Annotated in this window: 9 protein-coding genes; 1 reads left to right on the top strand and 8 read right to left on the bottom strand. The window is 70.9% G+C overall.

The features are described 5' to 3' along the window. The 4 genes from ABZ260_RS34000 to ABZ260_RS33985 all read right to left on the bottom strand — a co-directional run. A partial coding sequence (locus ABZ260_RS34000; protein WP_355625937.1) for a cysteine peptidase family C39 domain-containing protein occupies nucleotides 1-1,672 on the bottom strand: 1,672 nt, incomplete at its 3' end. Nucleotides 1,673-1,687: 15 nt separating this feature from the next. Then, entirely contained in the window at nucleotides 1,688-2,500 is an 813-nt protein-coding gene (locus tag ABZ260_RS33995; protein WP_355548790.1) for an HlyD family efflux transporter periplasmic adaptor subunit, read from the bottom strand. A gap of 6 nt (nucleotides 2,501-2,506) precedes the next feature. Next, nucleotides 2,507-3,868: a SagB family peptide dehydrogenase gene (locus ABZ260_RS33990; protein ID WP_355625935.1), complete on the bottom strand. Its 1,362-nt coding sequence runs from the start codon at nucleotides 3,866-3,868 to the stop codon at nucleotides 2,507-2,509. Nucleotides 3,869-3,883: 15 nt separating this feature from the next. After that, nucleotides 3,884-6,133 carry a TOMM precursor leader peptide-binding protein gene (locus ABZ260_RS33985; RefSeq protein ID WP_355625933.1) on the bottom strand — a complete coding sequence of 750 codons (2,250 nt, stop codon included), beginning with the start codon at nucleotides 6,131-6,133 and terminating at the stop codon, nucleotides 3,884-3,886. Between the two features lie 252 nt (nucleotides 6,134-6,385). Between ABZ260_RS33985 and ABZ260_RS33980 the strand changes: the two genes are divergently transcribed. Further along, complete coding sequence (locus ABZ260_RS33980; RefSeq protein ID WP_355625931.1) at nucleotides 6,386-8,824, top strand: AAA family ATPase; 2,439 nt, start codon at nucleotides 6,386-6,388, stop codon at nucleotides 8,822-8,824. A 22-nt stretch (nucleotides 8,825-8,846) separates the two neighbouring features. Here the strand turns inward: ABZ260_RS33980 and ABZ260_RS33975 are convergent, their stop codons facing one another. The 4 genes from ABZ260_RS33975 to ABZ260_RS33960 form a co-directional block, all read right to left on the bottom strand. Then, nucleotides 8,847-10,238, bottom strand: coding sequence for an NAD(P)/FAD-dependent oxidoreductase (locus ABZ260_RS33975; protein ID WP_355625929.1), 1,392 nt, complete (start codon nucleotides 10,236-10,238; stop codon nucleotides 8,847-8,849). Nucleotides 10,239-10,329: 91 nt separating this feature from the next. Next, a complete protein-coding gene (locus ABZ260_RS33970) occupies nucleotides 10,330-10,992 on the bottom strand; it encodes a VOC family protein (protein WP_355625927.1) in 663 nt (220 codons plus the stop codon). Next, nucleotides 10,926-11,774 carry a hypothetical protein gene (locus ABZ260_RS33965; RefSeq protein ID WP_355625925.1) on the bottom strand — a complete coding sequence of 283 codons (849 nt, stop codon included), beginning with the start codon at nucleotides 11,772-11,774 and terminating at the stop codon, nucleotides 10,926-10,928. Before ABZ260_RS33965 ends, ABZ260_RS33970 begins: the two co-directional genes overlap by 67 nt. 74 nt (nucleotides 11,775-11,848) lie before the next feature. Continuing rightward, nucleotides 11,849-12,406: an alpha/beta hydrolase gene (locus tag ABZ260_RS33960; RefSeq protein ID WP_355625923.1), complete on the bottom strand. Its 558-nt coding sequence runs from the start codon at nucleotides 12,404-12,406 to the stop codon at nucleotides 11,849-11,851. Between the last annotated feature and the right edge of the window lie 137 nt (nucleotides 12,407-12,543).

Below are 12,543 nucleotides of genomic sequence, written 5' to 3'. Positions count from 1 at the left end.
TCAGCAGGCGGCCCAGGGTGGATTTGCCGCTGCCGGAACCGCCCACGATCGCGACCCGGCTGCCCGGTGTCATGCTCAGCGAGAGGTTCTTGATGACCGGATCGCTCAGCGGCCCGTACCCGAAGGTGACCTCCTGCAACTCCAGGCGGCCCTCCAGGCGGGTGCCGAGTTCCGCCTCGCCGCCGGCACGCTCGAAGCAGCGGGCGATCGGGTGCCGCTCCACGTCGTGGATGCGCTTGGCGTCGGCGCTGAGGTCCTGCAGGCGGCCGCCGAGGTTGGTGAGCTGGGTGACCGGCCTGCTCAGCGCGGCCAGCAGGGTCTGGAAGGAGATCAGGATGCCGATGCTGAGCACGCCTTCCACCACCCGCAGCCCGCCGATCAGCAGCATCAGGCCGGTGTTCACCGTGGCCAGCAGGGGCGGGACGACGACCAGCACCGCGGTGGGTACGCCGAGCCGCTGCTGCGCGGAGACGACCTTGGCCAGGAAACCCGCCCAGCGGGTGAAGGCGTCGGGCTCCGCGCCGGTGGCCTTGACCGTCTCGATCATGCTGAGCGTGGCGAAGGTGGTGCCGGTGAGGTTGCCGCGGTCGGTGCGGAGTGCGGTGACCGCGTCCTTGCGGGCCCGGGCGACCCAGCGCAGCACCAGGATGTTCAGCGCCGCCATGCCGACGCCGATGACGCCGAGCAGCACGTCGTAGCGGACCAGCAGGGCGGCGTAGAACGCCACCAGGACCATGTTGATCACCGTCAGCGCGAGGTCGCGGGAGAGGATCTCGGCCACCGTGTCGTTGGTGGAGATCCGCTTGGCGACCTCGGCCGGTCGGCGTTGCAGGAAGAACTCGATGGGCAGCCGGAGCAGGTGACGGAAGAAGCGGGCGGAGCCGACCAGCCCGACCCTGATCTCCAGCCGCAGAAGGTAGTACTGCTGCACCGAGGTCAGCACGAAGGTGGCCGCCGCGGTGAACACCATGACGATCAGCAGCGGCGGCAGGATGTCAGGGGAGTTGCCGCTCAGCACCCGGTCGATGAACACCCGGTAGTAGGCGGGCCCGGCGATGCCGGGCAGCAGCAGCAGCACGCTGGCCAGCAGCACCAGCGGCAGGGCGCGTCCGGACGGCAGCCGCCACTGGAGCAGCGCCTTGCTGAGCTTGGCGCGTTCGCCCCCCGGCTTGAAATCGGGGCCGGGTTCGAAGGTCAGCATGATCCCGGTGAAGCCGGAGTCGAACTCCGACCACTCCATCAGCCGCGGACCCGAGGACGGGTCGTTGATCGCGACCATGGTGCGGCCGAACCGGGTCACCAGTCCCTCGACCACGATGAAGTGCTGGAACGCCCAGAAAATGATCACCGGCCCGCTCTGGTCGCGGAGCAGCTCGGCCTCGACCTGGAAGCCCTTGGCGATCATTCCGTAGGAGCGGGCCGCCGCGAGCATCGAGGATGCCTTGGACCCGTCCCTGGACACCCCGCACCGGCCCCGCAGCTCCTCAAGCGGCACGTGCTTGCCGTAGTGGCCCAGGACCATCGCCAGCGCGGCCGCGCCGCACTCGACCGACTCCATCTGGATCACGGTCGGCACCCGGTGCCGGTTCTTCCTGCGGGGGCGCGGGGGGCGTGGCTGGTTCTTGGGCGCGGGCTTGGCGGGTTCCGCGGGTTTCAATGTCGTGTTCGTCATCGGTGCCTCCTCCGCTCAGCGCCCGAGCACCAGGTCGAACGGCGTCTGCTCGCCCAGGTGGATGGAGGCCGACACGGTCACCTGGGAGTCGAGCTGCACGGGCGGTCCCTGCGCGGTCGACCAGGTGTATCCCGAGTGCGAGTTCTGGTCGGGGATCAGGTCCACGATGATCATCAGGGGGGCCTGGACCGCGGCGTATCTCTTGGCGGCCAGCTCGCCGCCGACCAGCCCGGCCAGCGCCTCACCGGTCAGGGGGTAGCGGCTGACCGAGGTGACCTGGCCGCGCAGCAGTCCGAAGGCCGCGGCGGGCGCGGTGGACACCTCCAGGTCGACCGGGCGGCCGGGGGCGATCCACGCCGCCCGGTCGGCGGGCACGAACACCATGGCGACCAGGCGGTCGTCGGGCAGGTCGGTCCGCTCGACCGTGGCGACCGTGGTGCCGACGGCGACCACCTGGCCGTCGCTGACCGTGGTGCCGACCACCTGGCCGGTGAACGGGCTGGCCACCTCCTGGGTCTTGCCGTCGGCGTCCTGCAGCTCGGCGACGGACTGGCCGACGATCACCCGGTCGCCCGGCCGGACCAGCACGCGGCGGGCCAGCCCCGAGTAGTGGCTCTGGATGCGGGCCGTACCGCCCGGGTGGGTGAGGACACCCGGGGCGGCGACCGAGATGCGCAACTCGCCGACGAACGCCCAAGCCAGCCCGCCCGCCATCACGATCATCACGACGAAGACCGCGATCCAGCCCCGGGGGGTGGCCAGCAGGGTGGGGGAGTCCAGCTCGTCGGGCTCGCGCATCCGTTGCAGCGCCTGGTAGCGGAATCTCATCGCGGTCTACTCCTCCGTCCGGGGCCGGGAGCCGAGTACGAGTTCCCCGACCGTGCCCTCAAGGAGCGGGTCGCGTCCCGAGGCGGTGGCGAAGGCCGCGGCGTCCCCGCCGCCCAGGCCGCACACGGCCAGGTCCATCGCGGTGGCCACCAGGTAGAGGGTCTGGTAGAGCACGCCCACGTGTTTGAGGACCAGCGGGTAGGCGACGGTCTCGTACTTCCACATCACCCGGCCGAATCGGGCCGCCACCAGCAGCACCACCTGTGGATCCGCCTCCAGCATGGCGGCGCCCCGAGCCTGGCCGACCAGCGCCTCGGTGGCCTTGCCCGGCTCGGCGACGAGCTCCAGCTCGTGCCGGTCGGTCGCGTAGTGCCACAGGCCGGGCGCCAGTCCCTCGCACGCCGTCACCAGCGGGTAGACCTCCAGCTCGTGTACGGCGCCGCCGCTCGGATACGGCCGGTCGGCCAGTTCCTGGCCGTCGCCGCCGGTCATGGTGCCCCGCCTGCGCAGGCTCCGGTAGAGCAGCTCGCCGAGCTGGGCGAGGGTGATCGGCCTGTCCTGGTCGTGGGCGCGGATCGAGCGGCGCCGTTCGAGCACCTCGGTGAGCGACGGGTCCCCGGCCGCGATCTCGTCCAGGTCGGGCACCGGCAGCGCGACGGTCCGGGTACCGGCGGGCGGCGGGGAGACCGGTTCCGGTGCGAAGCGGTCCTTGATGGGATAGGTCCCGCCGTATCCGCCGACCGAGGCGGGGAAGCGGGTACGGGAGTGGAAGGCCAGGTCGGCGGGGTGCCACTGGGCGTAGGGGCGCTCGGCCACCTCCACGTCCTCATCGGGGCCGCCCGGCGCCAGCAGGCCGGCCGTGGCCAGCAGCCGCAGCACCGGGGCGGGCACCGAGGTGCTCCAGGTCGCCAGCTCGCCGAGCAGCCCGGCGGCCTGCGGCATCAGCTCGACGGCCAGGTGCCGGCCGGGGGTCTGCAGGGTCAGCGTGCCGTCCACCACCCGCGCCTCGGCGAAGCGCGACAGCCGTACCGGGCCCGCGGGGGCCGCCGCCGGCAGCGTCGAGCCCCGGCCGACGGAGAAGAGCCTGGCCACCACGGTGCCGTCCACCACTGCGGCGTGTTCGAGCAGCCCGGAGGTGTTCAGCCCGCGGAACAGCAGGTGCCAGCGGAGCAGTCCCGCCTCGCCGTCCGCCGTGGTCACCGCGGCTGCCAGGGCGGCGTCATCGTGGTCGCCCTCGGCCAGCAGCTTCAGGGCCGTGCCCTGTCCCGGTGACAGGTTCCTCAGTTCGAGAGCCGTGGTGGTCAGTTGGATGCGCTCACCGGAGAACGACGCGTCCCGGCGCAGCCGGGAGACGATGATGGGGTTCATGGGGGGACCGTTCACTTAGAAGAACACGTTCCAGGAGTTGATCTCGTCCTGGGGGGTCGGCCGGTCGAGCCAGCCGAGCCGTACCGGTGCGTCGTAGAGGCGGCCCGGTGCCAGGCGGCGCCAGAAGTGCCGCAGGCCGGGCGCCATCACCTTGACGACGTTCAGGTCCAGGTCGGGACGGGTCTGGTCGAGGACGATCACTTCGGATCCCGCCGCCTCGATCGAGTCCACGCATCGGCGCACGCACACGGCCAGGTCGGTGGGGGCGGGCGGGCCGACGGTGACCGGCGCGAGGTCCTCCGCAGGCAGCAGCCAGGGCTCCCCCTCCAGCCTGGCCTCCTTGCACCAGGCCAGCATCTCCGGGTCGTCCACCCGGTAGAGCGTGTTGCCCTGCTCGTCACGCCGTTCCACGGTCGGCAGGAACTGGTTGAGCTCGGTGAGCGCGCGGAACGCCGCGATGCGCGGATCGGGGTGGCAGCCGAAGCCGACCATGATGTCCTCCACCTCGTGGCGGCGCCGGGAGACCGCGGCGTACACCGGGATGCCCACGTCGGTGGTGAGGTCGAGCATCCACAGGTCACGGTCCATGGCCCCGTAGAAGTCCCGTAGCTCGCCCACGTAGGGGTCGTTCAGCGAGTCGAGGTCGAAGGCGGGGCGGCGCAGCCGGTTGTACCACCACAGCGCCACGGAGTCACGCTCGACCAGCTCGCAGATGCCCTGCAGGATGGCCTCCTCCAGGGTGTTGCCCGCCGCGCTGCCGTTGGAGTCGGCGATGCAGAAGAAGTGGCGGTAGAGGTCGGGGTGGCCGTACCAGGCATAGGCGGCGGGGACCAGCCGTTCCTCGTCGCGGGTCAGCGACCAGGCCCGTGACCAGTCGAACGGCACGTTCTCCTCGAACGGGTCGGGCACCTGCTGCAGCCGGTGCGCCGGGTCGGCGTTCCACTCCTTGCGCCCGGCCCGCTGCTCGTCGGAGAAGAGCAGCAACCGGTCGGGGTGCACCGCGGTCGCCGGATCCAGGTCGGCGTAGGCGGCCTGGATGACCACCTCATCCCCCCGCCAGACCCCCGAGTACCGTTCGATCGCCTCGCAGACCGCGCTGACCTTCGCCTGGATCTCCGAGCGCCCCTTGCCACCGCTCTGCCCGCGCAGGTTGCGGCGGAGCAGGTCCATGCTGTCGTTGACCATGGCGAAGTTGTGGCCGGCGGCGTAGCTGTAGGTCAGGCCACTGGGGTCGGCACCGATCGAGACCAGCTTGGTGATCGCGCCCAGGTGGGGGCTGATGTGCCGCTCCAGCCGCGCGAACGTCTCCTGTGGCTGGTCGACCCGGTAACCGCCGTCGGTGACGTGGTTGGCCTGCCGCGGAGCGAGCACGATCTTGGGATTGCCGTCGGACGGCGTGCCGCACGAGGGACACTGCGGCTGGCGGATCAGTATGTGCCTGCTGGTCTCCATGGTCGCCAGGTCGAGGGCGACCATCTGACCGCAGAGCGCACCCGGCTCGCCGGTCGCCACGATCCTGGCGACCTCGGCCGCCAGCATCCCGGCCAGCGCCAGCGGTCCGGCCGCGATCTGCGCGCGCACCGGGTGGAACGGCGTCCGCTCGCCCCGCTTCCCCGCCAGGTAGCGCTCCAGCTGGCGGTTGCCGCTGAGCCGTTGCGCCAGGCACGACCAGCAGCCCGTGTGGTCGGGATCGAGGAAGGGGCCGAGCCACGGGCTGACACCGCCCGGTTTGGCCAGCAGCCAGGGGAGCCCGGATGCCAGCTGCGACGCGTTGCGGCGCTCCAGGGCCGGGTCGAGGTAGTCGTCCACGAGCACGACCGAGACCCCCTCGGCGGGCACCTCGTCGATCGCGCCGGTGAGCACCTTCAACCCCAGCTCGGTCAGGGCGGCCGTGACCGGTGTGGCGTCCACCCCCTCGGCGGCCGCGACGGTGACCGGCGTGCCCTTCGTGACGGCCGCCGGATCGATGCCCAGCGCGTCCCAGTAGGCCAGCACCTTCTCCGGCAGGTCCGGCCTGCCCTCCGCGAGGTGCCCCGCCGCCTCGTAGCGACGCAGCGTGGTCAGCACCGTGGTGAATGGAACGCTCCCGGACAGCTCCTGGACGATCTCACTCACACTCCTGCGGCCGTCGAGGTAGGGGAGCACCGCCACGGCGGCCTTCCCCGGTACCAGGAAGTCCTTCCCCTCGGCGAACAGGAAGACCCGGGATCCGTCCACGACCTCGACATGGAAATGGGCCTTTAGTCGTGGACTCTCCATCAGCATCCGCCTTTTTATAACAAGCTCTCGACAACCCTCTTCAGTGCGGATTTAAACACGGGGGGACCTGGATGGTGAATGCGCAAAAAATCGTACGCATCGCGCGGCCGATACTTAGGGCGCCGACGTATTCGCCTCGGTATCACCGCGCCGGACGCCCGGGATCGGCGCCCGTGGCCCACTCCTGAACCGGCGCCGCCGAGAAAGACGGGCACCGAACCCGTTGAGATCCGTATCGGGAGAATGGGACGATGAAGCATGGCACCGCTTCTTCACAGAGACAGAGAACTGGCTGTCTTCCGAGAGGCTCTCGACGGACTACGGGCCGGCCGCCCTACCGTCGCGGCGATCCTGGGCGGAAACGGAATGGGCAAGAGTTCCCTGCTCGGCGCCATGACTGAAATGCTTCCCCCGCGCAGTCTGGTGCTGCGGGCACGCTGTCATCCGAGCGAGAGCCATTTCGCCTACGGTATGGTCCGCCAGCTCTTCGACCCGGTGATGTCCGCCGGCGAGCGGCCCCGCGGGCAGTTCGACCGCGCCGCCGACGATGACGGCGCCGCCACCCAGGACCTGCTGATCAGCCTGTTCCACATGACCCGCGACCTGGTCGCGGAGCAGCCGGTGGTCATCGCGATCGACGACCTGTCCTTCGCCGACATGCCGTCGCTGCGCTGGTTCTCCTATATCGCGCGCCGCCTGGACGACCTGCCGGTGATGATGATCGCCACGCTGCCCGGCAGCCCCCCGGCCGGGCTGGGCACGGATCTGGCCAAGCTGCCGTACGCGCGGTTCGTCCAGCTCAGACCGTTCTGCGCGACCTGCACGGCCGACTTCGTCGCCGAGGCGCTGGGTGCGCCGCCCGATGTGGAGCTGGCCGCGCTCTGTCACACGCTCTCGCAGGGGAACCCGCTGGTGCTGCGCCAGCTGACCAGCCGGATGCGGCAGGCCAGGATCAGCCCGGGCGAGCCCGACCCCGACCAGGTGCTGGAGATCGGCACGGCGGCCCTGTCCGCCACCGTGCTCGAATGGCTGCACGACCACGACCCGGTGGCCTACGAACTGCTCACCCAGCTCGCCGTCATGGGACCGGACACCGACGTCACCGTGGCGGCGATCCTGCTGAGCCAGGGCGAGCCGCAGATCCGGCAGGCCCGCCGGGCCCTCGCCCAGGCGGGTCTGATCACGGCGGGGTCGCCCGTGCGGTTCCACAACCCCCTGATCCGCACGGCCGTACTGTCGCGCATCGACAACCAGACCCGGCTCGGCCTGCACGAACGCGGAGCCGCGCTGCTGGCCAGGCTGGGCGCGCCGGCCGCCCAGACCGCCGAGCACCTGATGCTCACCGATTCCGACTGGGGCGTTCCGGTGCTGCGCAGGGCGGCCACCGAGGCGGTCGCGGCCCGCGAGTACGACGACGCGACCCGTTACCTGCGCCGCGCGCTGGCCTGCTCCGACGATCCGGCCACCATTCACGAGCTGACCCTGCAGCTCGGCACGGTCGAGCTCCGCCACGACCTGGACGCCTGCGTCCGGCACGCGGAGACACTGGTCAGCACCGCGCCCGACCCCGTCAGGCGGGCCAGGTCGCTGCTGAACCTGGCCAGCCCCGCGCTGGTCGCCAGCACGGTGGGGGTCCGGCCGTTCGTCACCGTGGCCCACGAGCTGGCGGCCATGGCGGACCCGCCGAGGGAGCCGCTGCTCCGGCTGACCGCGCAGGGGGTGCTGTCCGGGTACCGCGCCGGGTTGCGCAGGTCGGTGCGGATGGCCTCCTCGGGCGTGCCGGACTCGGCCGCGAAGGAGCTCGCCGGCGCGCTGGCGGCGATGGTCGCGGCGAGCGGGCGGTATCCGGGCACCGCCAGGCGGCTGGCGACGCGGGCCACCCGGGAACGCTCTCGCCGGGATCGGCCCGCGGGAACCGGGCTGGTGGGCGCCGCGCTGGCGTTCGGCTGGACGGGGCGCCCGGAGGAGGCGCTGGCCGTGTGCGGCAGGATCCTGCAGGACGCCCGTACCTGGGACCAGCCGGATCTGCACGCGCTCGGGCTGCTCCTGCGGGCCGATATCGGCCACCGGCGGGGCGACTCGGCCGACAGCCTGCGGGACGCGCTCGACGCGCGGGAGGGGGCCGAGCGGATCGGCGCGCGGGTGCTGACCACGGCGGCGCGCGCCTGTGGCGCGCGGGCCCTGATCCGGATGGGCCGCGCGCAGGACGCCGCGGAGCTGGTACGTGAGATGACGATGCCCGCGGACGCCCATCCGCTGATCAAGAGCCTGATCCTGGAGGTTCAGGGACTGATCGCGGCGGCGGCGGGCGACCACGTCACCGCGCTGAGCCTGTTCCTCGACTGCGGGCACCGGCTCTCCGCCCGGGGCATCACCAACCCCGCCTGCCTGCCCTGGCGCGCGCACGCCGCCAAGGCGTACAACGCGCTGGGCGAGCACACCGCGGCCCGTACGATCGCCGCCGAACCGTCGGCGGGCCCGGAGCACGCGCCGGACGCGCAGCCGCCGCAGGCCCAGATCCTGCTCACCCCCGCCGAGCAGCGGGTCGTCGAGCTGGTACGGCAGGGCATGAGCAGCATGGAGGTCGCCGAGCGGCTCTGCCTGAGCAAGCGCACCATCGACACTCACCTGGGCCGCATCTACCGCAAGCTCGGTATCCGAGGGCGGCACCAGCTGGCCGCCGCCCTCGGACTGTGATCGGACCCTGATCGGCTCCTGATCAGTGCGGTGACACCGGCTCGGTGGACCGTCCGATGCCCAGCCTCGGCTCGGTGACCAGGTACAGCCTGTCGGCGGTGCCGTCGGTGTTCTCACGGTCCCGGCCCGCGGTCAGCTCGCCGGCCAGCACCATCGCGTCCAGCGGGGCCGCGCCGCCGACGCGGGTGGCGTCGTCCAGGTCGGTCAGGCCCGCGGTGATCGAGGCGAAGGCGCCGTCGGGGGGTGCCTGGGCGCCGCTGACGCGCTTCCTCATCAGCTCCGGATACTGGCCTCTGGCCAGGCGCTGCGCCAGCCAGAAGTAGCTGTTCCTGCCCCGGTACTGCTCGTAGAAGCCGGCGACCATGGAGAACATCCGGCCGTAGGCGTTGCGGTAGTGGGACTCGTAGAATCCCAGCGCCTCGCGCTCGGTGACCTCCCCCGCGTGTGCGGACAGGATGGTCGCGGCCGCCAGCATGCCGCTGTACATGGCCAGGTGCACGCCGGTGGAGAGCAACGGGTCCAGGAAGCAGGCGGAGTCGCCCGCCAGGAAGTAGCCGGGGCCGCAGAAGCTGTCAGCCGAGTAGGAGAAGTCCTGCTCGACGCGGACCTCGCCCTGGAAGTCGCCGCTCGCCACCAGTTCCGCCACCGTCTCCGACTCCGCGACCAGGGTCAGGAACATCTCGTCCGGCGAGGAGAACCCGGACCTGCGGGCCAGGAACTGGTCCTTGTGGGTGACGAAGCCCACGCTGTAGACGTCGCCGCTGAGCGGGATGACCCAGTACCAGCCGTTGGGGGAGGAGATCACGTTGATGCCGCCCCTGGGAGTGCTGGGCAGCAGGGCGCCGCCCCGGTAGTAGCCCCAGATGGCGACGTTGCGGAAGACGTCGTGCGGCCGCCGGTTGCGGAAGTGCTGTGCGGAGAGCACGCCGGCGCGGCCGGAGGCGTCCACCACGAAGTCGGCCGCGGTCTCCTGGCGGTGCCCTTCGTGTACCCATTCCACGCCTACGGCGCGGCCGTCGTCGAAGCCGACCTTCCGCACGCGGGCCCCGTGGACCACCTGCACGCCCTGCTCGGCGGCGTGCTTGAGCAGCACGTCGTCGAAGTCGGCGCGGTCCACCTGCCAGGATCGAACCTGGTCACCGAAGAGGTCCGGCCAGTTGATCGTCCAGTCGCGCTCCGCGCCCCAGCGGAGCAGCAGGCCCTCCTTGACCTGGTAGCCGCGGGCCTCGACCTTCTCCCGCGCGCCGACGAGGTCGATGATGGCCCGGCAGGAGGAGGAGATCGACTCGCCGATGTGGTAGCGGGGGAAGAAGTCCCGTTCCAGCAGGCGCACCCGGGCGCCGGCCCGGGCCAGCAGCGCCGAGGAGATCGCTCCCGCCGGGCCCCCTCCTATGACCACCACGTCAGGCGCCATGGAATACCCCTCCCGCAGGAAAACTGCTAACCGTTGAATCCTCGCAAAGTGCAGCGAATATTGTTAATACGTATTTATACGCATTTATGGATTAATTCAGGTTGGTGAGGCCGAAGACCGCGCCCAGCGGGTCGGCGAGCAGGCCGCCTTCCAGCGGGCGGGCCCCGGCCGCCAGGGCCGCCGCGGCGGCGTCACTGGCACTGGCACCGGCACCGGCGCCGAAGAACGGCACCCAGCCGGTCCTGGCGGAGGGTCGGATCACCAGGGGCGCGTCGCCGTACAGGCTCCGGTAGAACTCCGTCGCCGCCTCCTGGCGGGAGGTGTGCAGCTCGCAGGCGCACAGGGCGCCGGGCTCGTCCACCAGGACCACGCCCTCGTCCCTGCCGCCCTCCCAGAAGCCGACCGCCGCACCTGAGGGGTCGACCGCCAGGCAGAGGCGGCCGTTCTCGCCCGCGGGCACCGGGCCCATCACGATCCGGCCGCCCAGGCGCCCGACCTCCGCCCGGGTGTGGCCGAGGTCCTTGGCGGCCAGGTAGACGTTCCAGGACGAGCCGAAGGCCGGGCCCATCGGGCTGGGACCGAGGCCGCCGATGATCTCTCCGCGCAACGTGATCAGGTGGTAGCCGCGACTGTTCTCCCTGGTGAACTCCCAGCCGAAGAGGTCGCCGTAGAACTGTTTCGCGCCGGTCAGATCGACGGTGATGTGATCAACCCAGCACGGTGTTCCCGGGCCGTACGCGGTCCGCCGGGGCATGGGGGCTCCTTCTGGATCCTGTCGTCGATGAGTGCCGCGGCCTCCTCCGCGCCGCCGAACTCCGGCATGAGCAGCCGGTAGCGGGGCGCGTCGGCCAGTTCCGTGGCGGCCGGCGGCCAGATGTGCGGCTGGAACGACCAGGGCTCAAGCCTGCAGCGGTCGTCGTCTCCCTGGCAGAGCCTGACCAGCGTGGGCGGGGCGAGCCTGGCGGTGATCGGGACGGGCGGGCCCAGCCGCTCGGGGCGGACCAGAACGGACTCCCCGGCCAGTGCGGGATGAGCCTGCCGCCAGGTCGCCGGGTCCGGTTCCTGGCCGATCAGCCCGCCGCTCCTAGCCGACTCCAGGGCACTGCCGCGCAGGTCCAGCGGAATATGGAAGGGGAGCGTGTGCCCGGTGGTTCGGTCGACCACGAGGAGTTGCCCCGACACCGGCCGCCAGGACCGGCCGGCCAGTGCGGCCGCCACGCCGGCGCCGGGCGAGCAGGCACTGCCGATCAGCGCGACCGTCACGTCGTCCTTGGTCATGACGACGGCACGCATCACCAGGTAGAGATGGTCGAGTACGGCGAACGGAGGAAGCGGTGGTGGCATGGTGCTCCACCCTCGGAACACGCGACGCTGCAGCAACATCCCGTCGGGACGCTGGACCAGCAGTTCTCCCTCTGCGGCCTTACTGGTGAGAAGCTTCACGACCAGTTGTGCTTCGCCGGCCTCCACCAGATGGGGGCCGAACAGGAATGCCAGGTCGGTGGGGTCGAGTTTGGTCAGCACCATGATGGTCATACCGAAGAAACTCAATAACAGGGGCAACTATCCCCCCTTACGGGTGTCCTAATCTAGGTATTCCTACAATCAGGTCAAGCAGTGTCTACTCTCTCAGATAACGCCAGTCCCGCAAATACCGCTTTTGCCGACATTTCCGGACACTCAAGCAGGGGGAGGTGTCCGGAGTTATGAATCGTACGAATATCGCATTGTGCCACCATCTTTCCCAGCATCTTGGCATTGTCTACGAAGACCGGCATGTCCGAATCTCCGATGATCACCGTGGTTCTGGCCCTGATCCGGATCAGATCCTCGGCCGAGTGCCGATGTGCGGTGAGCCCCGCCATCGCCCCGCTGTCCAGCTCGGCCCAGGAGTGCCTGCCGATCACCTCCCGTAGCCGGGCACGCAGTTCCGGATGAGCCTCGGTGCCGCGGAAGATGTCCGGCGGGGAGCTCATCCACAGCTCGGCCATCTGCTCCCGCGCGCCGCCCGCCCTGCGCAACATCATGAGCTCCAGGTAACGCCGCCTGGCCGCGGGGTCGGGTGGCGCGCCGCCGAGCGTCGGCGCCGCGAGCACCAGGTGCCGCACCACCTCGGGCGCCTCCAGGGCCATCTGCAGCGCGACGCAGGAGCCGAAGGAGAGCCCCACGACCCGGTCCGCCCGCTCGGCCGAGGCGATCTCGGGTCCGCTCGGGGTCCGGGCACGCCTCGTCCCGCCGAAGGTACAGAGCGGTTCGCGCGGGACGGGGTGTCCGCCGAGTGGGTCAGGCCGCGGGCCGCAGGGAC

Source organism: Streptosporangium sp. NPDC006013 (assembly GCF_040614275.1).
Taxonomy (GTDB): Bacteria; Actinomycetota; Actinomycetes; order Streptosporangiales; family Streptosporangiaceae; genus Streptosporangium.
Note: the sequence above shows the minus strand (reverse complement) of the source record. Positions and strands in the feature narration are given on the sequence as shown.